This window comes from Allomuricauda sp. TY007 (assembly GCF_010468565.1).
GTDB lineage: Bacteria > Bacteroidota > Bacteroidia > Flavobacteriales > Flavobacteriaceae > Flagellimonas.
In genome coordinates, this window is the sequence record NZ_WUEG01000001.1 from 284428 (window position 1) to 307475 (window position 23048).

General features: G+C 42.0%; 17 protein-coding genes. 4 read left to right on the forward strand and 13 right to left on the reverse strand.

Annotated elements, in window-relative coordinates; genetic code table 11:
* Positions 1-46 precede the first annotated feature (46 nt).
* The 11 genes from GO009_RS01295 to GO009_RS01345 all read right to left on the reverse strand — a co-directional run bounded on the left by GO009_RS01295 (position 47) and on the right by GO009_RS01345 (position 12386).
* The gene (locus GO009_RS01295; RefSeq protein WP_239057360.1) at positions 47-907 is read right to left on the reverse strand and encodes a hypothetical protein; all 861 of its coding nucleotides are present in this window, start codon (positions 905-907) and stop codon (positions 47-49) included.
* Positions 908-954: 47 nt separating this feature from the next.
* Positions 955-1563 (reverse strand): hypothetical protein, encoded by a 609-nt coding sequence (locus GO009_RS01300; RefSeq protein WP_163624336.1) that lies wholly within the window; start codon positions 1561-1563, stop codon positions 955-957.
* On the reverse strand, positions 1541-2788 hold the full coding sequence (gene dcm, locus GO009_RS01305) for a DNA (cytosine-5-)-methyltransferase (protein ID WP_163624337.1): 1248 nt from the start codon (positions 2786-2788) through the stop codon (positions 1541-1543). Before dcm ends, GO009_RS01300 begins: the two co-directional genes overlap by 23 nt.
* Positions 2789-2803: 15 nt before the next feature.
* Positions 2804-3292, reverse strand: coding sequence for a GDYXXLXY domain-containing protein (locus tag GO009_RS01310; protein ID WP_163624338.1), 489 nt, complete (start codon positions 3290-3292; stop codon positions 2804-2806).
* Positions 3279-4358 carry a DUF4401 domain-containing protein gene (locus GO009_RS01315; protein WP_163624339.1) on the reverse strand — a complete coding sequence of 360 codons (1080 nt, stop codon included), beginning with the start codon at positions 4356-4358 and terminating at the stop codon, positions 3279-3281. The genes GO009_RS01310 and GO009_RS01315 overlap by 14 nt, the downstream gene beginning before the upstream one ends.
* On the reverse strand, positions 4346-5296 hold the full coding sequence (locus GO009_RS01320; protein ID WP_163624340.1) for a DUF2157 domain-containing protein: 951 nt from the start codon (positions 5294-5296) through the stop codon (positions 4346-4348). Before GO009_RS01320 ends, GO009_RS01315 begins: the two co-directional genes overlap by 13 nt.
* A gap of 150 nt (positions 5297-5446) precedes the next feature.
* The gene (locus GO009_RS01325) at positions 5447-7072 is read right to left on the reverse strand and encodes a S41 family peptidase (protein ID WP_163624341.1); all 1626 of its coding nucleotides are present in this window, start codon (positions 7070-7072) and stop codon (positions 5447-5449) included.
* Positions 7056-7862, reverse strand: coding sequence for a ribonuclease P protein component (gene rnpA / locus GO009_RS01330; protein WP_163624342.1), 807 nt, complete (start codon positions 7860-7862; stop codon positions 7056-7058). Before rnpA ends, GO009_RS01325 begins: the two co-directional genes overlap by 17 nt.
* A 127-nt stretch (positions 7863-7989) precedes the next feature.
* Positions 7990-9840 (reverse strand): M1 family metallopeptidase, encoded by a 1851-nt coding sequence (locus GO009_RS01335; protein ID WP_163624343.1) that lies wholly within the window; start codon positions 9838-9840, stop codon positions 7990-7992.
* 3 nt (positions 9841-9843) lie between these two features.
* Positions 9844-11493, reverse strand: a complete 1650-nt coding sequence (locus GO009_RS01340; protein ID WP_163624344.1) for a S8 family peptidase — start codon at positions 11491-11493, stop codon at positions 9844-9846.
* 26 nt (positions 11494-11519) lie between these two features.
* Positions 11520-12386 carry an MBL fold metallo-hydrolase gene (locus tag GO009_RS01345; RefSeq protein ID WP_163624345.1) on the reverse strand — a complete coding sequence of 289 codons (867 nt, stop codon included), beginning with the start codon at positions 12384-12386 and terminating at the stop codon, positions 11520-11522.
* Between the two features lie 211 nt (positions 12387-12597).
* On the opposite strand from GO009_RS01345, the gene GO009_RS01350 reads away from it, so the two are divergent.
* Positions 12598-14451: a sodium:proton antiporter gene (locus GO009_RS01350; protein ID WP_163624346.1), complete on the forward strand. Its 1854-nt coding sequence runs from the start codon at positions 12598-12600 to the stop codon at positions 14449-14451.
* 120 nt (positions 14452-14571) lie between these two features.
* Positions 14572-16338: an SLC13 family permease gene (locus GO009_RS01355; protein WP_163624347.1), complete on the forward strand. Its 1767-nt coding sequence runs from the start codon at positions 14572-14574 to the stop codon at positions 16336-16338.
* 94 nt (positions 16339-16432) lie between these two features.
* On the opposite strand, the gene lepA is transcribed toward GO009_RS01355, so the two are convergent.
* The gene (lepA, locus tag GO009_RS01360) at positions 16433-18229 is read right to left on the reverse strand and encodes a translation elongation factor 4 (RefSeq protein WP_163624457.1); all 1797 of its coding nucleotides are present in this window, start codon (positions 18227-18229) and stop codon (positions 16433-16435) included.
* Between the two features lie 150 nt (positions 18230-18379).
* On the opposite strand from lepA, the gene GO009_RS01365 reads away from it, so the two are divergent.
* Entirely contained in the window at positions 18380-20800 is a 2421-nt protein-coding gene (locus tag GO009_RS01365) for an outer membrane beta-barrel family protein (RefSeq protein WP_163624348.1), read from the forward strand.
* A 52-nt stretch (positions 20801-20852) separates the two neighbouring features.
* The gene (gene dusB, locus GO009_RS01370) at positions 20853-21845 is read left to right on the forward strand and encodes a tRNA dihydrouridine synthase DusB (RefSeq protein ID WP_163624349.1); all 993 of its coding nucleotides are present in this window, start codon (positions 20853-20855) and stop codon (positions 21843-21845) included.
* Here the strand turns inward: dusB and GO009_RS01375 are convergent.
* On the reverse strand, positions 21842-23047 hold the full coding sequence (locus tag GO009_RS01375; protein ID WP_163624350.1) for an ABC transporter permease: 1206 nt from the start codon (positions 23045-23047) through the stop codon (positions 21842-21844). The genes dusB and GO009_RS01375 overlap by 4 nt on opposite strands.
* Position 23048: the final 1 nt, after the last annotated feature.

Genomic DNA, 23048 nt, shown 5'->3' on the forward strand with positions numbered 1-23048 from the left:
ATCATCTAACAAAGGTGTATTGTTACTTCTTCATAAATCATTTTAATTACTTTGAACCAGTATTTAGGTTAATAACATCAACCAATTCCAAAATTGTTCTGCTTCCATCAATATTTTGATAATCCAAGCGGACGAAACCAAATTTTTTATGGAAATAGGATGTTAATTTTGTTTCGCCCAATCTACTGGTTGCTTTTGATTGGATTACGAAACAATTTAAATTTCCTAGAGCAGTTTTTAGTTTAGACTTTTCAATAATTTCATACACATAGCTGTTTTCTACAAGACCATTCCAAGCCAACCATCTTGGGTCTGACCAAAAATCGCCTATTGATAATAACCACGTCCATGTGTTTCCGACCTTGTACGGTGCTTTTATGTATGGAAAAGGATTTAATTCCAATATTTTAAAGTATTTGTCCCGGGGGGGGTGCATCCAAACATTTTTTTCATTTTCAATTACACCAGATGTGCTGCCATAGGGAGCAAAGTCATTATGGGTTAGATATGAATAAGATAAAACGGTTTGGTTATAATCTGGTATGCCTCTTGACATTTGACCTAAACCTTTGGTTACCGTAATGCTTACTTTTTCAAAGAGACCATCTTTTTTATTGGAATAAGGGACAAATTTCCAATCGGAAATACTATCAATATATTTAAAAGAAAGTCTTTGATTGTCTTTAGTGAAGTGTTTAAAGGAATAGATAAATGATGTATTCTCCTTAAAAATAATGTTGTTAAGGTTATACCTACTAGTATCTAAATTAGTACTATCAAATTGCTCAACCCATATTTCATCATCATCGAGTACCAAAGAATACTCATTTTGAATCATAGATTTACAAGAGAATAAAACAAGGAAAACAAGTAGCGTACAAATGATAAATGAATGTAAACCTCTCATGTTTTGAAAGATAATAATAAAATAAAAGATGATTCTTATTTAAAATATCAAACCAACCTTTTCGCCACCCCGATCAGTTCCAAATAATCCAACTTAAGAATAAGGTTTACAGGTTTTTCCGCTTTGTTTTTAGTGGAAAAGAACAAATAGCCTTCAGTTTTGGCATCAAGTTGATTAACATTTATTTTGCCATGCTTGCCGCGATTTTCAAAAATGAGTTGCTCTAGATGTTTTCGCGATAAACCTATTTCTTCCAAACGCAGAATCAATTTTTCCCGATTCACAAAAGTGATGTTGCAAGAGGTAAAAACACCATCTTCATCCGAATAAATACTAGTGATCAACGCATAAAATTGTGTTTTTTTGGAAGCATCGAACAACCATCCCTGTTTTTGAATCCCATTCTTTTGATAAAACAACTCAAAGGCAAATGTGGGCAAGCTTTCATTTACATAATCCAGTTGCGCCTTTTCATCCACTATAAATTGCTTATCTGACTGCTTATCCTTTAGGATAAGGTCTATGCCCTGCAATTGTTTTTTAAGATGGGAAACGCGCTCAAAACCGTAATGCTTCAAGCGTTTTTGGTAATATGAATCCAGTAAAGGGGTCAATTGTTTTTCTTTGGATAGATCAGCTTTGAACTTGCTTTTCAAATTCAGATATTTTCCGGAACAGCGAAGCACCAAGTTGTTCCACAATGCCCACCACAAGAGCGTTGCCCATAAAAAAGGCACGTTTGGCATCCGAAATGCCATGTAATTGGGTGTGATTATCCGGAAACATGTTCAACCGTTCCAATTCAACAGGTAAAAGTCTTCGCAGTCCCTTGGAGGTTTGGACCACGTGCTTAAACCGGGAAGGGGATTTACCGCCCTCGCCGGTTATTATGGTTCTGGAAGGTTGATCGAGCGCATCGGGAAAAACCATGCTTCCCTCGCTGTAATTGTATTCAAAACCTGCTTTGGTCTTGCGTATTTCTTTTTTGCCGCCCTTTAAATATTCCCACTTGGGCAAATCGGCAGCATCAATATAATATTCCGAAGGAATGGAGCCCTTTTCCAAAATATCGGAGAGCACCGTTCTTTTTGCATCGTAAGAAGGAATTGTTTTTAGGGTAGATACTTTACCATTAACACAAACCCCGGAGTTTAAAAATGGGGAAAGTCCTTTTTCTGTGTTGAAATTATTGGACAAAGCCACAAGATCTTCCTCCAAATCAAAGGAAACCAAATTTTGTGCTGTTTGGTCGACCGGAAAAGCAGCAGAAATAGTTCCTTCTTTCAAAATCCAATCTTTTGGATGGGACTTTAGGAGCTTTTTAAAAATAGGAGTGCCCTTAAAATACGCCATAAAAAAAACGCGCCTTCGGCGCTGTGGCATTCCATATTCCGCCGCATTTATTACGCGCCATTCCACAGCATAGCCCAAATCCGACAAACTACGGAGCATCACGGCAAAATCTCGACCCCTTTGGGAAGAAGGGGATTTTAAAAGACGATCCACATTTTCCAAAAAAAGATATTTTGGTTTGTTCTTTTTCTCGGACAAAATTCGATGGATGGACCACCACAGCACACCCTTTTTACCAATAAGGCCTTTGGAGTTTTTCAAAGATGTGGCCACGGAATAATCTTGACAGGGAAACCCGCCTACGAGTATATCGTGGTCGGGAATTTCGGAAGTTTCTACATTTTCAATATTGGTGTTGGAGTGATTCTCTGTTCCAAACCGTGCTTCATAAACCAACGAAGCATGCTGCATTTTGGTAGAGGGCTCCCATTGATTGCTCCACACTACTTTGTAGTGCCCTGTATTTTCCAATCCCAACCGAAAACCGCCAACTCCGGCAAAAAGTTCACACGCTTTGAGTTTTTGCATGCCCAAAAATAGAATTTATTCTATCTTTTTTAATGTATCGTCATATAAACCTATCAAGATGCTGTTTCCTTCAGCATCTATCTTCAGGCAGCCGTATTTGGCGTTTTCATACTTTTCCGCTTCCCCTTCTTGAAAAAAATAGGATTCTGCACCAATGCGTATGCCCCACCATTTTTTTGCGGAGTATTTAACGATGTGTTCATTTGTACCAATGGAATCGTTATTGTGCAAAACCCTGATTTTTTGTGCTACCCCGTCAGCATTGGGCTCAATGGCACACAAACCACGTGGTGGAATACTGTCGTGGACCATTTCGCTTGCCAATTTATACTGCAGGCGCATGTAATCCCCTTGAATCAAAGACCTGGGATCGACCGGGGCCAGTTCCATGAGCACCAATGTTCCATTGTCCAATAGCTTTTCCTTTTTGAAGATGGAATAATTGAAAAATCCCAAAAAAAGAAAAAGGTTTAGGAGTATAATGATCCAGCTATACTTTTTCATGGGTTTTGGTTTTTTTGGTGAAGAACAGATAAAAAACAAGGAACACCACTCCTGATGAAAACAGAACAATGGATTTTGTCAATAAACTTAGGTTAAGGTCATAATAATACTGCGACACAAAGTAAACCAAGGCTACGATTCCTACCCCCAAACCTGTTTTATGGTTTATCAAAAAGCTTAAAAGAACAATAAGTATGGCCCCGGAAATAGCGGGAGCAAAAAGTGTGGGCAAGAGGGTAAGAAAGCACAGTACATAAGCAACCCATTTGTTCTTTGTTGACCGTACTTGAAGTGTTTTTAGAACGTGGGAGGCCAAGTATAAAATAAAGAAAAAAGAAGCAATGGAAGACATCCAAATCAAGTTTTTGGATATGGGAACAAGCCCGTTCTTGCCAATGGCAACGAGGCCAAAAAGCAAAGAAAAAATAAGCCCAATGCGCAAAGGGCCATATAATTTTGCCAATTTGGGATGAGCAGTCAAAAGGGAGGCCTCGTTCAAAAAACAATACGAAAGGGCAATCGTGTAAAACAGCACATAGCCGTGTATGGCATCGGGAATGTTGTATGAAATGATCAAGAACAAAAAAGCAGCACCAATAGCGAGCACGGAAATAAAAGAGATAACATAGTTTTGGGTAAAGAACAGGCTGCTCAGGGCAATTAGAACGATTAAAAACGCAACATGTTCTTCCTGCACGTTATGATGCATTGCCATGCCCAAAATAAAAAGGACAAACCCGAGCACATAAATGGATACGCTAAACGTATCAATAATCAATGTTTCATATTTTTTGTTGATGCCAATGGCTGTTCCAATAAGCACGATACCCAAGACCACGGAGCTCCATTCAGAATCCAAAACATCAAGAAGGAACAAAACCACGATAAAAGCAGCAGAGGCCAAAATACCTCCAAGAACCGAAAGGATTTTTATGGCCAAACTGGCTTTCTCCCCTTTATTACTCTGATAATTGGCAAGGATTTTACGTTCATCACAAGTAAATCCGCTTCCTTCGGAGGAACGTATGGTATTCAACAAATTTTTTATGTTTTCTATCCTGTCCATTTTTTTTGAAGGTTCACTAAGGTTTTTATCAATAAGGATATGCTGGCAATAATGAACAGACCAATGACAAATAGCATGCCCGCATCTTCAGAAATATTGAGGAGAAAAGCACAAAAAACAATGATGGCCCCGAAGGGAATGACGGACAGATAGAACAGGTTTCGCGTTATTTTCCCATACCACAGCCCTGAGCAAAAAAATAAAAAAACAAAGACCAACAGCACATAAAAAGAAGCATCTTTCTTATCCATGATACCGCCAGATACTCCAATTGTGCCAATGGTTGTTGCCGCCAAAATCAAAATATTGGTAAACCAAGTCGGATACGCTTTTAGTCTTGTTAATTTGGGCAGTGCAATAAAAAGTATAGAAAACAGGGTGTTCACGCCAAAAAGCAAGATACTGAGAAACATGGCATCCCAAGTAAGGGACACCTGTTCGGCATAAAGCACAATAGTTATGTTGATGAGCGCAATATAAACCAACCATAACAGGGAAAAATTGGAAATAACCGCCCAAACAGTAATGAACAAGGTCCAAACAAGAAAAAGATCGTATGCATTGGCCCCCGTTTGGTATACCTGTCCAAAAACAGCGTAAAGAACACCAACAAGAACCGAGGCCACGGTAAGCAATGATTTTTTGATAAAAGGCTTTGCCCTAAAAAAATAGATGGACAAAAAAACCAAAACAATAAGCGCTTCAACGAGGCCAAGTTTAAAAAACTTGTGCATCTGCGACCAGTTAAAGGCGAAGAAGAAAATAATACCGGCAATACAAAAGGAAAGGCCCATGCCCAGGAACAGCAGCGATAAAAAACGTTGCCAAGCAGTCTTATCGGGATAAATATGGTGGAGCAAGGTCTTAGAGACCCCACTTTTTGACCAATTACTGTGCTGGCTTATGGTCTGTATATCTTCCCGTTCAATTTTTGCCATAGGCATTATTTGCTAAAAATAAGCTGTAACAGCTATTCAAAGGAAAATTAGTGAATATCGGACGATTAATGTGGGGACATTTGATAATTGCCGTATTTGGTTTGATGAATGCGGTATATGGATTGAAAGACGAACCGAAGAAACAACACCCTACTTTAAAATTGCAGCGTATTTGGAACTATCGGCCAACAATTCTTTTGCGGTCAATATGGCATCGTCGTGGGTCAAATAGTATTTGTAAAGCCCATCCCGGTAAAAATATCGGGCTATGATCTCATCTTCCAACTTCTTTTGGATTTCCTTTTTAAAGGTGTCCAAAGCGGTTATTTTACCTCTATTCACGGCCAAAAGAAGGTCTTTGTACTTTTCTTGGACATCACCTCCCAATAAAGTGTCATCACCGTTCATGGATTCTTCCAAAAGCTTTTCCGTTTTGGTCTGATAGGAGAAGTTCTGCTCTTGGGCATAGGTTTTAAATGCGTTATAATCACCATCGGAAAAATTAAAATTTTCCACCGAATCAAAATTGTGGTCGTAGAAATAATCCGTGGCAAAATCAAAAACGATATTGTTTTCCTCCAACGCATCAATAAGGGAGTTGGTTTTTAAAGATTCAATGGTAATGTCTGGCATTACTCCTCCACCATCCCATACTTTTCGCCCGTTTCTGGTGGTGAATTCTTTAAAATCAGTGTTTCGAACGGCATTGCCCTGTGCATCGCGGTTCCAATAGTCCAACGACTGGATGCATCTACCTGAGGGGGTGTAATATCTTGATATGGTTACTTTTAACTGTGTTCCGTAAGTAAGTTTTAAGGGGCGTTGTACCAAACCTTTACCAAAACTTCGGGCCCCAACAATTACGGCACGGTCCAAATCCTGAAGTCCGCCCGAAACAATTTCACTGGCCGAAGCACTTTTTCCATCGATCAGGACAACAAGGGGAATGGCTTCATCCTCTGGCTTGTTTTTGGTTCTGTATTCCTGATTGAACTTTTTTACCTTGGATTTCGTGGTCACGATCAACTCTCCCTTGGGCACAAAAAGGTTGGTTACATTGATGGCTTCGGATAGCAACCCTCCGGGGTTTCCCCTAAGGTCCAAGACCAATCTTTCTGCACCCTGGCCTTTAAGGTCCTGCATGGCCAATTGGGTTTGTTTGGAAGCTTTTCTGTTGAATCGCGACAATACGATATACCCCGTTTTGTCATCGATCATATCGTAAAAGGGAACAGCGTCTACCTCTACACCTTCGCGGGTAATGGTTGCGGTCTTGGTTTCTCCTTGTCTTAAAAAGGTGACATCAACCGAGGAGTTGTTGGCCCCTTTTAGGAGTTCTCCGGCATTATCATCGAAATCGGCAACCAAGGTTTCTCCAATTTTAATAATTTCATCTCCGGCCTTTAGGCCTGCTTTGTCGGCGGCATACCCTTGATAGGGCTCAACCACCACCAATTTATTTTCATAAGAGCGAACAAGGGCACCAATGCCCGAATACTCGCCCGAATTATTGATTTTGTATGATTCAACATCCTGCTCGTTCAAAAACTGGGTATAGGGATCCAGTTCACTCAACATGTTTTTTATGGCGGAATCCATCAGCTCTGCCGGATTGGTTTCGTCCACATAATTCATGTTGAGTTCTTTAAAGAGCGTAGTAAAGATTTCTATTTGTTTGGCAATCTCAAAAAAGTCACTTTTAAAACTGCTGGCACCAACCAAAACCGCGAGTGCCAAAACGGGAATCAAAACCTGTTTTTTAATCAATCTTTTCATGGAATTCTTTTTTTATAAAGGCCTCTAACAGCTTTTTCATGGCTGCATCAACTTCATTAAAACTTGGGGTCTTCTTGCCAAGGTATAAAAATATGAACGCAAAATTTCCCTCAATGTTGTTAAAAATGAGGGGTTTGTTGTGTCTGTAAGCCTCCCTTAAAAGCCGCTTGATGCGGTTACGGTCTACTGCAGATTTGAATTGTCTTTTTGGGGCGACCACAGCAACTTTTACAGGCACCTCATCCTTAAAATTGGTGTTGAGGTAAATCAGCTTTAAAGGGAATTCACGCAGATTTTTACCTTCCGCAAAAAGCGTTTCGAAGATTTTTTTGTTGGTGAGCTTTTCTTTTTTGGGAAAGGATAAATCAAAATTGTCCCCTTGAGGGGACCTTAGGGGTGTTTTTTCTTTTTTTGAATAAGGTTTTTCACTTTGCATATCAGATACGACTTCTTGTAAGGTCATCAAAACACTAAACATATTGTTTTTAACCTCACTATCCTGTAAGCGAACCAAATGTACACCTACTTTTTCTAGTTGTTGCTCTCTTTGTGCATCCTTATCATACTTAAACTCATGGGATACTCCATCAATTTCAATAGCGAGTAGCAATTCGTGGCAATAAAAATCCACAATATACTCAAGCAATGGAACTTGCCGATGGAATTGTACACCCAAAGCTCGCTGCTTTATCTTTTGCCATAGCAGAACTTCAGAAAGTGTGCTGTCTTTCCGTAGTTGTTTTGCAAACGCTTTCAACTTTGGATTGTATGGAATAATCTTGTTTTTCAAAGTGATTAAAACCTAAATATATCAAGAATATTTGACGGAGAACACCCCTAAGGTCCCCTCAAGGGGACAATAAAGAAAGGGCGACACAATCGGCCACCCTTAATTATGTTTAATATGAAAGAGGGACTTATTCCTCTGCCTGATATACGTTGTTTTCCCCATTTACATCCGCCATCAATTGCGATGGGTCTATCATAATGGCTTGAACATTGTCCAAAGGCATATCCAACGTAAACTCGTAAGTTGGGTAAGCCCAGGGCCAATCCTCCAAAACAGTGCGATTTAGATTAGGGTAAGGGTTATCTTTTTCCCCATACATCATGCGCAATGGCACATAGTACGTTTCTTGTATTCCATCGGCACCTACAACTAAAATATCCAAAGGCATGGGCATTTCACCAATGCGTTCCATGGTTACCTTGGTCTTGTCTCCATCAGCCTCAACACTTTTAATACCGTAATCAATGGTATTGGTTGTCTGTGTCCAATCGGTCAAGTACCAATCAAGTTCCATTCCCGATACTTTTTCTGCGGTTCTTTTGATGTCGTTGGGCACGGGGTGCTTAAACTTGAAGTCTTCGAAATATTTTTGAATGGTTTCCATCAGTTTATCTTGACCAATTATGTACCCCAGTTGAGAAAGGAATATGGATCCTTTGCTGTAAGCTGAAACACCATAAGCAAAATTCGTAGGGTATCTATCGGCATGGGTGGACTGTGGCATTTCCAAACCGGAGTTGACCAGGGCATAATAGCCCCTATACGATCCCTCGAAAGGGTTTTGCTTGTTCTGTTCCATAATTTGATTCATGCACAGGCTACTGATAAAGGAAGTGAAACCCTCGTCCATCCACTCGTGTTTGGACTCGTTGGTTGCCAGTACATGTTGGAACCATGAGTGCGCCATTTCGTGCACCATTACCCCGACCAAACTACCAAATTCGCGTTCGCCAGTGATTAAAGTGCTCATGGCATACTCCATTCCGCCATCGCCTCCTTGAATTACTGAATATTGTTCGTAAGGGTATTTCCCTATGTTTTTGCTAAAAAAGGTCATCGCTTCGGCCGTTTTGGGCTGAAGTTTTTTCCAGTTTTCATTGAATTCTGGGTTGTCTTTGTACAGGAAATGAAGCGTTGGCCCATCTTCCATTTTATAAGTATCGTGAATATATTCCGGGTCGGCCGCCCACATAAAATCGTGTACTTTGGGTGCTTTAAAGTGCCAAGTCAATGTTTTGCCTTTGGTTTTTACTTTGGTGCCGGGCGTTTCATATCCATGTCCAATTTCTTGCGGGTTTTGAAGATATCCAGAACCTCCGACCGTGTAATCTTTGTCCAAAGTGATTTTCACATCAAAATCGCCCCACACGCCATGGAATTCACGGGCTATATAAGGATTTGGGTGCCACCCTTCAAAATCGTATTCCGAAAGTTTGGGGTACCATTGGCTCATGGAAAGGGCAACACCTTCTTTACTGTTTCTTCCCGAACGTCTTATTTGAAGGGGAACTTGACCTTCAAAAGACATTTCCAAGGTCGTTTTTCCTCCTGGGGGAATAGGTTTCACCAAATCCACCACAAGAATGGTTCCTTCTTCGGTAAAAGTAACGGGTTGACCGTCCTGCGCTAGGGATTTGGCATGCAAATACCCCATTTCACTTTCCGAAAGCGATGCGATCCTGCTTTTCCCGTCTTCCATCATCCTTTTATCCGGGTCTTTGATGTTTTGGAGCCTGATATCCATTTCACTACCGGGCTGAAAGGCATTGTAGTACAAATGATAAAAAACACGGCTCAATTCATCCGGAGAATTGTTGGTATAGACCAATTTTTGGGTGCCGGTGTACTGGTATGTTTTCACATCCATTTGTACATCCATGGTATAGTCCACGTGCTGTTGCCAGTCACTTGATTGCGCACTTAAAAAAAGAGTGGCCCCGAAAAAGGCTGTAAAAAAGAGGGATTGTAAACGCTTCATATATTATTTTGAATTACTTTCCAAGGTCATTTTACCTTTTGAGATATTGTTTGCCAAAATTAAGGCATTATAGGCATTGACCATTTTGCCGGATTTAGAAATTTTATCGAAAGTGGTGGCTTTGGTCTCGTCACCCGCTACAATAACCGATCTTTTAGTTCTAAGACCGGACTGCATGATGATGCTTTTTACTTGTGACGCGGATAAATCTGGGTGAAAAGAGCGGATCAGTGCGGCAACACCAGCAACTGCCGGGGCAGCCATTGAAGTTCCGCCTTGAAATTCATATTCACTATTGGGCATGGTAGAGTAAATCTCGGCACCGGGAGCAAAAACATCAACACGTTGGTTTCCATAATTGGAAAAAGAGGCCACCATCTCAGACCCATAGCTACTGGAAAGGGCCCCAACAGTAATCATATTGTCCACAAACTCTTGGTCGCTTTCCATATCGTCATTTGGGTAGTTCCTGTTTTCTGGGATTTCCAAGTCTTCACCGTCGTTACCTGCGGCGTGAACAATTAAAACATCTTTGGAAGCCGCATATTTTATGGCATCGTAAACCCATTCCGCTTTAGGGGAAAAGGACTTCCCAAAGCTACAGTTGATGATGGACGCACCGTTGTCCACAGCGTAGCGAATACCAAGAGCGATATCTTTATCGTATTCATCACCATTGGGAACGGCCCTGATGCTCATGATTTCCACATTCTGGGCCACACCGTCCATCCCAATACCGTTGTTGCGCTTGGCAGCGATAATTCCAGCTACGTGGGTTCCGTGGCTTTCGGTGTCCACAATGTTTTTTGGGTTGCCATTGCCGTAGGGAATGTCGGTAATATCATAAGGATCATCGCCCACAGGGGCTCTACCATTAAAATCTTTGTTGAGGTTGTAATTGGCTTGTTCAGAAAAGTATTTAATGCCTTCTTGGAGTTCGTCCAATACTTCAGGAATACTATCGCCATAGGTGAACATTTGGGTCAACACCGCAACACTCTGTTCCATTTGCGTGGTTTTGGGCTCAATGGAAAGCAAATCCTCTTTGGTGTAGTCTTCTTTGCCCAATTCGGTTTTAACCAATTGGTCAGCTCCTTTTACCACTTGGAATATTTGCTCATATTGCTGTTTGTTCTGAACAGCTTCAGGGTATTCTTTATCAAGCAAAAGCCTTGCTTCGGCCCTTTCAGAAGCATCTCCGATGCCCAAACGAAGCATTCGAACGTATTCCAATTGCTCGTTGTAGGAATCTCCTAAAAAGTTATAGCCATGTATATCGTCCACATAACCATTTCCATCATCATCTTTACCGTTATTGGGGATTTCATCGGTATTGGTCCAAAGTACTCCTTGTAAATCTTCGTGCTCCAAATCCATGCCCGAATCTAAAACGGCCACTACAACGGTTTTCCCCTTTTTGTTCTTTATGACTTCATTGTAAGCTTTGTCTACGCTCATGCCGGGAATGGTGTCCGCAATAAGGTCGAGGTGGCCCCAATTTTTTTTCTCAGCATCGGTAAGCTCAGAAATTTTTAAGGGAACGGCATCAATGTTCTCCACAGGGGTAGAGACCAAGGCGGTGGACCCGCAACCCATTAAAAATAGGGCGGCAGATAGGGATAAAAATGATAGTTTGCTATATGTGCGATTCATAGAATGTATTTGTAAAAAGTGTAAGGTTATTGTATTTTGAATAGTTCGTTATAGGAAAACAACTGATCCAAACGAGCTCCTTTTTCGGTTTGCTTAAGAGAACATATTTGGTTGTGGGCATCGTGCTCAAACAGCAAGAGCCAATCGTTTTCAACGGCAGCATTTAAAAAATCTGATTTTTCTTTTAAGGTCAGTAAAGGGCGGGTATCGTACCCCATTACATAAGGTAGGGGAATATGGCCCACGGTCGGAATTAGATCGGCCACAAAAACCAAGGATTTGCCCTTATAGTTTATGTGAGGGAGCATTTGCTTATCGGTATGACCATCCACAAAGTGGATGCCGAAACCGAGTTCGGACTTTTCCACAAAGGAACCATCTTTTCTGTCCACAAAATGAAGCTGTCCGCTTTCCTGCATGGGCAATAGGTTCTCTTTTAAAAATGAAGCTTTTTCCCGGGCATTGGGTTTGGTGGCCCATTCCCAGTGGTCCTTGTTGGTCCAAAAACGGGCATTTTTAAAGGCCGGTTCATACCCGGTGCGGTCTTTGTTCCATTGGATGCTGCCTCCACAATGATCAAAATGCAGATGAGTCAAAAAGACATCGGTAACATCATCACGATGAAACCCGACATTTTTTAAGGATTTGTCCAAGGAGTGATCGCCCCAGAGGTAGTAATAGCTAAAAAACTTTTCGGATTGTTTGTTGCCCAGACCATTATCAATCAAAATAAGCCTGTCGCCATCTTCGATCAAAAGGCAACGGGCTGCAAGATCGATCATATTATTGCCGTCTGCAGGGTTGGTTCTGTTCCAAATAGATTTGGGAACCACGCCGAACATTGCACCTCCATCTAATTTAAAATTACCGGTCTCTATGGGATAAATTGTCATTTAGAAAATAAAATGGGGTGCAAAATAATAAAAGCACAGTCCAAATGCCGAAAAATTAAGGACATATTGGCCGTATTTTAACAAAATATGGGATGAGTGCTGTTAAATCTGGGAAGGTTTTCTCCCCAAAAGCTTCTATAATGTAGTTGGCGACCCAGGCCAAGAACGATTATCTAAAAGAAAAACATTAAATTTCCACAAAACTTAGACTATGCTCGAACTTGCGGGAATTATAATTCTTGGCATTATTGCACAGTGGGTGGCTTGGCGATTTAAATTGCCGGCCATTTTACCTTTAATTTTGATCGGTTTATTGGTGGGCCCCATCGCAACCTTATATACAGATGATGGATCAAAACTAATAGAGCCCATCTGGAACGGCGAAAAAGGGCTGTTCCCGGGAGAGGGGCTTTATTATTTTGTGTCCTTGGCCATTAGCGTTATTCTTTTTGAAGGCGGCCTTACCCTTAAACGGGCAGAAATATCCAACGTGGGACCTGTAATCACCAAGTTGATTACCATTGGGACGATCGTAACGTTTTTTGGGGCCGGTGTTGCGGCGCACTATATTTTTGGGCTGTCGTGGCAAATTTCATTTTTGTTCTCTGGGCTGATTATAGTTACCGGACCTACGGTTATTACACCTATTTTGAGAAACATTCCCCTCAAAAAAGACGTGTCGGCCGTTTTAAAGTGGGAAGGAATCCTGATCGATCCCATCGGAGCACTGGTTGCCGTATTGGTTTTTGAATTCATCAGTGTTGGGGAAGGACAGGCGTTTACACAAACAGCACTCATTGAGTTTGGCAAAATTATTCTGTTCGGGACCACTTTTGGTTTTACGTTCGCTCACGCACTGGCTTTTGCCATAAAAAAGAACTTTATTCCACATTATTTGTTGAACGTGGTTTCCTTATCCACCGTACTCCTTGTTTATGTGGAGTCGGACCTGTTTGCCCACGAATCCGGTCTTTTGGCCGTTGTGGTCATGGGTATGGTCATGGGAAATATGAACCTTCCCAATCTCAAAGAACTGCTTTATTTTAAGGAATCCCTTAGTGTGTTGTTGATTTCGATTCTATTTATCCTGTTGGCGGCCAACATCAATATTAGCGACATGGAGCTGATCTACAACTGGAACACGGTCGCTCTTTTTGCAGTAATCGTATTTATAATACGGCCCTTGGGGGTGTTTTTAAGTTCGCAGGGATCCAACTTAAAACTCAACGAGAAACTTTTTATTGGCTGGGTCGGTCCACGAGGGATCGTTGCTGCGGGTATCGCTTCGCTTTTTGGCTCTAAATTGATGTTAAGGGGAGAGCCGGGGGCCGAATACATTACCCCTTTGGTTTTTATGATTGTTTTGGGCACGGTATTATTAAATGCTACCACGGCACGTTTGTTTGCCAAGCTAGTTGGTGTGTTCTTGAAAAAATCCGAAGGCATTTTAATTATTGGTGCATCCAAACTATCCCGGCTCATCGGTAATTATTTGAGGAAAAACAATAGGCACGTAGTACTGATAGACAATAACCAAAACAATGTTGATAAAGCAAAAAAATTAGGTTTGGAGGCCCTTTCGGCCAATATTTTTTCCGATACGCTTGTAGACAATATTGAGTTGAACGACATGGGGTATTTAATGGCGCTTACAGGAAACTCCGACATCAACAAGTTTGCGATCAACAAATTCCAAAAACAATTTGGTGAAAACGGAGCCTTCCGTTTGGTAAACACCGAAGAGGTTAATGATCCGGAGAACAATCCAAAAGAAGGACTCTTTTCCCATACGGATGATTTTATCCAACTAATGGACACTGTACGAAAGCATCCGGTCATCCACGAAATTGAATTGGAGGATAAGGAACACTACGATAAGTTGATCGACATTACCTACGAAGAACGTGACATTGTTCCATTGTTCACAAAATCGCCCGATGGAAGCATTGAAATCATTCCAGCAAACAGCAAGGACTTTACTCCAAAGGGTGAAGGCTACAAGCTGGTTTATTTAGGTAAAGAGATAGAAGTGGCAAAAAAGGAAGAGAATTCCAAAACGGATTAAGATAGTTTTCTGTAGAAGAGGCGAAAATGGTTCAGTTTACGGTTTTACTCATCATTGACCGAATCGGGACAGAAAAAAGGGTGACCAAAACAACGAACAGAAATGTAAATTAGGGACACCATGGACAGCGATTTGATTATTACCATCGTCATCATCTGCATAGGTATTGTCCTTTTTATAAGGGACTATTTTTCTATAGATACCACATCCATCATTATTATGGCCCTGTTCATAGTGGCGGGCGTTCTTAGTCCAAAAGAAGGTTTTTCGGGCTTTAACCATCCGGCCACCTTAACACTTGGGTGCATGTTCGTGGTAAGTGCCGGTGTGTTCAACTCTGGAATTTTGGACGGTCTTAGCCATAGAATCATAAAGCTGGCCAAAATACATTACAGTATTGCCCTGATCACATTTTGCCTTATTGCGGGTATGTTTTCCGCTTTTGTGAACGATTCCGCGGTAGTGGCACTACTTTTGCCCATTGCGCTTACGGTGTGCAGGGAGACCAAAATTTCCCCGGGGATGCTGTTGATACCCATATCATTTTCAGCACTTTTTGGGGGCACCTGTACCTTAATCGGCACTTCGACCAATATTTTGGTGAGCAGTTATGCCGAAGAATATGGACTGGAGGGTTTTGGGATGTTCGAATTTAGTTTGGCGGCACTTTGTTTGGCCATCATTGGCTTTGCCTACATCTTTTTTGTGGCACCCCTTCTGTTGCCCAAGGCAAAAAAGGAGCAGAAAGCACTTTCCAAAGAAGCTGAAAAGTACATAACCGAATTACTGGTGGAAAAGGATTGCCCCGACAGCAAAAAACCGTTGCATATGTCCAAATTGGTCAATGATCACAATGTGCAGGTATTGACTATATTGAGAGAGGGGTCGCACAAGCAAAGTATCGGCCCTGAAACATTTATATTGGAAGGGGATGTAATGAAAGTTATGATTCCCCCGAAAGCACTCAACGGCATCCGAAGCCTTAAAGGATATAAAATCACAGGGGACAGACAGTTGGACGAAGCAGAACTTGAGAAACACATTTATGAAGTCATTATTCCCTTTGGTTCCAAACTAACGGAGGGGTCCCTTCGCTCCCTTAATTTTAGGAGGCAATACAATGGCTCGGTCCTGGCCATAAGACAACGTGGCGAGATTTTATATGAAAAGCTCGCTGATGTAAAGTTGACAGAAGGAGACATGTTACTGATTTTGGGCACCGAGGCCGATGTGGATGCATTGGTTGACCAGAACTTGGTGGTGGCCCTTTCCGAGCACAAGCATGGGAAAGTCAATTTAAAAAAAGCCATTCCTGCCCTTGTTATTGCCGTGGGGGTAGTGCTTGCGGCTTCACTAAACCTCACCTCTATTTTGATCAGCAGCATGGTTGGGGCTCTGTTATTGGTGGCCACGTCCACGTTAAAACCAAAGGAAGCTTACGAAGCAGTGGAATGGAAGGTTATTTTTATGATGGCAGGTGTGCTTTCCATGGGAACGGCCCTTGAAAAAACCGGAGGGGCCGAAAAAATAGCCCTTTTTATAGAACAGACCTTAGGAAGTTATGATGCCCAAGTTACCTTGAGCATTTTGTACTTGGTCACTTTTTTGAGCACCAATGTGCTCTCCAGCAAGGCCACAGCGGCCCTTATGACTCCGATAGTAATTAGTCTTGCCGCGGCAATGGAGGTGAGTGAACGACCTTTTTTGGTGGCGGTGATGTTTGCTTGCTCCCTTACTTTTATGACACCTGTGAGTTACCCCACCAATACCATGGTCTATGCGCCGGGAAGCTACAAGTTCAACGATTTTTTAAAGGTGGGGACACCGCTTAATATCATTATTTGGATTGCCGCCACTTTTGTAATCCCCTTTTTCTTTCCCTTTTAGATAATTAAGAAAGTATTTTGTTAATCAGCTTGTTTACCGCTTTAACATCGTGAATAGCCCGTAACAAATAAAGGGTAGTGTATAATCTCTTTTTTTAATCATTCAATTTAAGAACGGCCATAAACGCCTGCTGCGGAATTTCCACATTACCCACTTGTCGCATCCGCTTTTTACCCTTTTTCTGCTTTTCCAACAATTTACGCTTACGTGAAATATCCCCACCATAACATTTGGCGGTAACGTCTTTCCGAAGCGCTTTTATGGTTTCCCTGGAAATAATTTTGGAACCAATAGCGGCCTGGATCGGAATATCGAACTGCTGTCTTGGGATAAGCTCTTTTAGCTTTTCACACATTTTTTTACCGATATGGTAAGCATTGTCAAAGTGTACCAGGGCAGAAAGTGCATCAACAGGCTGGGCATTTAAAAGGATGTCCACACGAACCAGTTTTGAGGTGCGCATTCCTATTGGGGAATAATCAAAAGAGGCGTACCCTTTGGAAACGGTTTTTAAACGATCGTAAAAGTCAAAAACAATTTCCGCCAAAGGCATATCAAAAACCAGCTCCACCCGCTCCGTGGTCAAATACGTCTGGTTTACGATTTGCCCACGCTTTTCAATACAGAGCGACATTACGTTGCCCACAAAATCTGCTTTTGTGATGATTGTCGCCTTAATATAAGGTTCCTCAACCCGGTCTATAGTGGAAGGATCTGGTAAATCCGTTGGATTATTGACAATTATAGGGTCTGGGTCGCCTTTGGTAGTATATGCGTGGTAACTCACGTTGGGCACCGTGGTGATCACGGTCATGTCAAACTCACGCTCCAAGCGTTCTTGGATGATTTCCATGTGCAGCATTCCCAAGAAACCACATCGAAACCCAAAGCCCAATGCAGCACTGCTTTCTGGCGTAAATACCAAGGAAGCATCGTTGAGTTGCAATTTTTCCATCGAAGAACGTAAATCCTCAAAATCTTCCGTGTCAACAGGGTAAATACCTGCAAAAACCATAGGTTTTACATCCTCGAAACCGCCAATGGGATTTTTGGTCGGGTTTGCAGAATCTGTGATGGTATCCCCTACTTTTACCTCACGGGCGTCTTTTATTCCGGTGATCAAATAGCCCACATCGCCCGTAGAAATCTTGTTTTTAGGGAACTGGGTCAATTTTAAGGTGCCAATTTCATCTGCATAGTAAGACTTTCCTGTGGCCACAAATTTTATTTTTTGCCCTTTTTTGATTTCTCCATTTACCACCCTAAAATAAGTTTCAACACCTCTAAACGGATTGTAAACGGAATCAAATACAAGAGCTTGGAGAGACTCATTGGGGTTCCCTTTGGGAGGAGGTATACGTTCAATAATCGCTGTAAGAATCTCTTCGATACCAATTCCTGTTTTAGCACTTGCCGGGATTACCTCTTCCGGTTTACAGCCCAATAGGTCCACAATATCATCGGTAACCTCTTCTGGGTTTGCACTGGGAAGGTCCACTTTGTTGAGCACGGGAATAATTTCCAAATCGTTTTCCAAGGCCAAATACAAGTTGGATATAGTCTGCGCCTGAATGCTTTGTGCGGCATCAACAACCAATAGGGCGCCTTCGCAGGCGGCAATGGAACGCGATACTTCGTATGAAAAATCAACGTGTCCGGGAGTATCAATCAGGTTGAGCACATACTTTTCGCCATTGTGGACATAGTCCATTTGAATGGCATGGCTCTTAATGGTAATGCCCCGTTCACGCTCCAAGTCCATATTGTCCAGCAACTGATCCTGCTTTTCGCGCTCGGTAACCGAGCCGGTAAAGTCCAACAAACGGTCTGCCAAGGTGCTTTTACCGTGGTCTATATGTGCAATGATGCAAAAATTCCTGATCTTCTCCATATCAACAATAACATACCCTAAAAAAGGGACATAATCAACTGCAAATATAATTGTTTTAAATACCTGCCAACGGTTTTTATCAATAAGAAAATTACCGCCCATCCCGCTCAAAAATTATTTCATAGATTTGACAATCAACCCAAACCTCTAATGAAGAACTACACCGCTACTTTTTTATTGGTGTTTTTTGCAGTATGCGACGCATATGGGCAAACCTATACAATTTCTGGTAAGGTGGTGGACGAACAGAATCAGGTTATTCCCTACGCCAACATTTTGCTGCTTCAGGCTACAGATTCCACATTTGTTCAAGGGACATCTGCCAACGAGAAAGGCTTTTTTGTCCTGTCAGAAGTGGAACCAGACCTCTATTTGTTACAGGCAAGCTATGTGGGCAGGGGCTCCGAGCCCAGACCCTTGGACATTGCCAAGGATGTTTCCTTGGGCGCTTTGATCATCCCTTTAGAAAACAACGAACTGGATGAGGTAGTGGTATCGGCACAACGCCCTAAATTGGAAAGACTACCAGACAGACTGGTCTTTTCAGTAGAAAATACAGTGGTTTCCCAAGGAACCTCATGGGATATTCTAAAAAACACCCCTGGTGTAATCGTAAACCAAGATGATTTAATGATTCGTGGTCAAAATGCGACTGTTTACCTTAATGATAGGAAAGTGCAACTTTCAGGGCAAGAGGTTCAGGATTTGCTTCAGGGACTTTCGGGAAACAATATAAAATCAGTGGAAGTAATCGCGAACCCTCCCGCAAGTTATGATGCTGAAGGAGGTCCTATTCTGAACATTGTTACCAGTAAGAACATTGTGCCCGGTTATAAAGGGAGCGTCAACGGAACCATCACTCAGGCTGTTTTTCCAAAATTCAGTATAGGAACCAGTCATTATTACAAAACGGACAAGCTCAACCTGTTTGCCAACTATACCATCAATCCTAAAAAGGAAATTAACAAAACCAGAAAGGGCATCAATTTTATGGATGAATCCAATGATGTTTTTTCCATTTGGGATACCGATTATAATCAAACGGATAGGTCGCAGTCGCAAAATGCAAGTTTTATTCTAGATTATGATTTTGATGACAAAAACAGTTTGAACGTTACCTCCAACCTGCTTTTTAATGTAAATCAAGAGCAACAAACATTGCTCAGTAACGAAATGAGGAATGCCCAAGCCCAGTTGGATTCCACCTTTACCACCCAGAACAACGCCAATATGGACAACACCAACTTGGCGTTCGACCTCACCTATGTTCACAAATTGAAAAAGGAAGGGGCACAGATACGGGCCAATGGGCATTACACCTATTTTAACGGGGAGACGTTCCAACGCCTTGCATCCAATTATTTTGATGCCGATGGCACTTTTTTGCGGGACTTTGGTTTTGATACCGATTCGGATCAAGAAATCAAGATTTTTACGGGACAACTGGACTATTCCACTCCAATTGGGAGCGCTTCTTTTGAATCCGGGGCCAAGATTTCAACGATTACCTCGGAAAATACGATGAACTTTTTCAATTTTAATGGATCTAGCAATACGGTCGACGCATCACAGTCGGACAGGTATATTTACGATGAAGATGTATATGCCGCTTATATGAGCTTTGTGAAAAACTGGGAAAAATGGTCCATGAAACTGGGTGTCCGAGGGGAATTGACCAAGGCCGAAGGGAATTCCATCACGTTGGGAGAGACAAACACCCAGGACTTTTTTGAATCCTTTCCGTCCGTATACTTGCTCTACTCGCCATCGGATAAGCATAGCTTTTCTTTTGATTACGGGCGAAATATCAACAGGCCAAAATATAACGACCTGAACCCCTTCCGCTTTTTTTACAACGAAAACGATTATGAGGAAGGAAACCCTCGGTTGCGACCAAGTTTCAGCAACAATTTCAATTTCAACTATACCCTCAACAGCGAATATTTCTTTGATGTCTATTATCGTGACAATGGCAGCAACATTGCCTATTTGGTGTTTCAGGACAATGACAATCAAACCTTGGTGGAGCTTAAGCAGAATGTGTTGGAGAGTCAATCCTACGGCTTGGATTTTACCTTGAGCAAATCCATTGCCCCCGCATGGTTTATGTATGCCTACACCTCCTTGTTCCACGAAGAAGAGACCTTTTTGGCCGAAGAGAGTGGCAATGTGCCCTATACGAACGAAGTAAATGGGGTTTATGCCTATTTGGGGAACTATTTGACCTTGTCCAGTGACGGAACCTTTACTGGAGAGGTTGCAGGAACTTATATCTCCAAATTTCTTTTTGGATCGTATGTGTCCGACGAGCAGTTTAATTTAACGATCGGGCTCCGAAAAACCCTTTTTGATAATAAAATAACCCTATCGCTGGCAGCAGAGGATATTTTGGAGCAATATGTGCCCACCTACCGTTCGCAGTACCTTAATCAAGACAACTTTTACCGAAGACGTCCCGAAACACAGTTTATTCGCTTTGGTTTCACCTATAATTTTGGGAATTTTAGATTGGAGGATAACCAAAGGGGCATCGACAAAAATGAGCGAGACAGACTAGAATCGCAAAACTAGCTTTTTGATTCTAAGCTATTTTGTACTTTTGCAGTCCAAAAAACTGTAGGATTTGCCAAAAATTGGAAACATAGAACTCCCTGATTTTCCGCTTCTTCTAGCTCCAATGGAAGATGTGAGCGACCCTCCTTTCCGTAAATTGTGCAAGGAGCAGGGCGCCGATGTGGTGTATACCGAGTTTATTTCTTCCGAAGGATTGATTAGAGATGCCGCCAAAAGTGTCATCAAACTGGACATTTATGAAAAAGAGCGTCCCGTAGGCATCCAAATTTTCGGTGCCGAACTGGATTCTATGTTACAGGCGGTGGATATTGTGGAAAAATCCAATCCTGATATCATCGACATCAATTTTGGCTGTCCCGTAAAAAAGGTGGTCTGCAAAAACGCCGGGGCAGGTATTTTGCGGGATATTCCTTTGATGGTCAAGTTGACGGAAGAAATCGTAAAACGCACCAAATTGCCCGTAACAGTGAAGACCCGATTGGGGTGGGACCAAAGCACCATAAAGATTGTTGAGGTGGCCGAAAGGCTGCAAGATGTTGGTATCGAAGCTATTTCCATTCATGGTCGTACACGTGTACAGATGTACAAAGGCGAAGCTGACTGGAGGCCCATTGCCGAGGTAAAGAACAACCAACGGATGCACATTCCAGTATTTGGTAACGGCGATGTGGATACGCCCGAAGCTGCCGTAAAAATGCGAGACGAATATGGATTGGACGGAGCTATGATCGGAAGGGCAAGCATTGGATACCCTTGGTTTTTTAAAGAGGTGAAACACTATTTTAAAACAGGCGAACATTCAGCGCCACCCACCATGCAAGAACGCGTGGAGGCTGCCCGCAGACACCTACAGATGGCCATTGATTGGAAAGGTGAAAAACTGGGGGTTTTTGAGACCAGAAGACACTACACCAACTATTTTAAAGGTATTCCACACTTTAAGGAGTACCGGATGAAAATGGTGACCAGTGATGATGCTGCGGATGTTTTTGCCGCTTTTGATGAAGTAGAGGAAAAATTTGGGGATTACCAGTTTGCTTAAGCGGAAATCAATTTTTTGGTGATTCGGCTGCTCGCAATTTTTGAAGAAATAACCCCCAGAACCACGATGGTTCCGATTACAATCAGCAAGTTGATGATATTGAATTCCACGGGATAGGCCAGAGATGGCGTGATTTTTAACCATCCGAAGGCAAGTTGGGAACCGATTAATAAAGACCCTATCAGTACACCTATCAACCCGCCAAAAGAGGTGACCAATAAGCCTTGGATAAAATAGATGCGACGCAATTCCTTGATTGTTGTACCTAGACTGAACAATGTTTTTGAGTTCTGTTGTTTGTCCAAGATCATCATAATAATTGCCCCGACAACGTTAAATAGGGCAATGATCAATACCAAAGTAAAAATCAAATAGGTCGCTAAGTTTTCGGTATTCAACATGCGGTAGAGCGAGGTATTTTGTTCCCTACGAGTTAAAACCGATACTTTATCCCCCAAAAGATTTGAAATAGACGCCTTGACCTCATCGGGAGAGGTGTTTTCTGTCAGTTTAAAATTGATGCCTGAGACTTGGGTACTATCTTTTTGCAATAACTCTTGAACCAACGGAAGACGAGCAAACACGTATTTTTTGTCCAAACTTTCTTCAACGGCATAAACGCCGCTTACCACCAAAGCGAGTTCATCATAGGGTTTGGCATTAAATCCCTGTTGCGAAAAAGAGCCCTCACCAGGTTTGGGCACCAAAACCTCCATGGCCGTCCTATTGTTCATGGGCACTCCAAGCAAATTGTAAATCCCGATACCAATTACTCCATTGTAAACATCCGAGCCCCAATTTCCAAAAATTAGGGTACTGTCCACCCCTGTAACGGCTCGGTAGTTTTCATCTACACCTTTTATATAGGCAATGGTGCTTTTTTCTTTATAGGTAAGATAGGCACGCTCTTCCAATTCCTTGGAAAAACTGGCCAGTCCCTCAATTTGACTAAGCTCCAATTCTTCATCTGGAGAGATGGTAAAATGTTTGCCAATTGAGGGTGAAGCCTTCAAATCGGGATCAAATGTATTGGAAAAGGAAAGGCTGAACGTCTTTAGACCAGCAAAAGCGGAAAGCACGATAAAAAGAGCCGCAGAACCTATCACAATCACCAAAAAAGTAATGAAATTGATGATATTTACCGCATTTTGGCTGCTTTTGGACCGCAGGTAACGCTTTGCGATATAAAGGGGAAAGTTCAAA

What these genes read in the sequence shown, in the direction of transcription:
- GO009_RS01295 (WP_239057360.1), bottom strand. Translation starts at nt 907, where the DNA reads ATGAGAGGTTTACATTCATTTATCATTTGTACGCTACTTGTTTTCCTT.
- dcm (WP_163624337.1), bottom strand. Translation starts at nt 2,788, where the DNA reads ATGCAAAAACTCAAAGCGTGTGAACTTTTTGCCGGAGTTGGCGGTTTT.
- GO009_RS01310 (WP_163624338.1), bottom strand. Translation starts at nt 3,292, where the DNA reads ATGAAAAAGTATAGCTGGATCATTATACTCCTAAACCTTTTTCTTTTT.
- GO009_RS01315 (WP_163624339.1), bottom strand. Translation starts at nt 4,358, where the DNA reads ATGGACAGGATAGAAAACATAAAAAATTTGTTGAATACCATACGTTCC.
- GO009_RS01320 (WP_163624340.1), bottom strand. Translation starts at nt 5,296, where the DNA reads ATGGCAAAAATTGAACGGGAAGATATACAGACCATAAGCCAGCACAGT.
- GO009_RS01325 (WP_163624341.1), bottom strand. Translation starts at nt 7,072, where the DNA reads ATGAAAAGATTGATTAAAAAACAGGTTTTGATTCCCGTTTTGGCACTC.
- GO009_RS01335 (WP_163624343.1), bottom strand. Translation starts at nt 9,840, where the DNA reads ATGAAGCGTTTACAATCCCTCTTTTTTACAGCCTTTTTCGGGGCCACT.
- GO009_RS01340 (WP_163624344.1), bottom strand. Translation starts at nt 11,493, where the DNA reads ATGAATCGCACATATAGCAAACTATCATTTTTATCCCTATCTGCCGCC.
- GO009_RS01345 (WP_163624345.1), bottom strand. Translation starts at nt 12,386, where the DNA reads ATGACAATTTATCCCATAGAGACCGGTAATTTTAAATTAGATGGAGGT.
- GO009_RS01350 (WP_163624346.1), top strand. Translation starts at nt 12,598, where the DNA reads ATGCTCGAACTTGCGGGAATTATAATTCTTGGCATTATTGCACAGTGG.
- GO009_RS01355 (WP_163624347.1), top strand. Translation starts at nt 14,572, where the DNA reads ATGGACAGCGATTTGATTATTACCATCGTCATCATCTGCATAGGTATT.
- lepA (WP_163624457.1), bottom strand. Translation starts at nt 18,229, where the DNA reads ATGGAGAAGATCAGGAATTTTTGCATCATTGCACATATAGACCACGGT.
- GO009_RS01365 (WP_163624348.1), top strand. Translation starts at nt 18,380, where the DNA reads ATGAAGAACTACACCGCTACTTTTTTATTGGTGTTTTTTGCAGTATGC.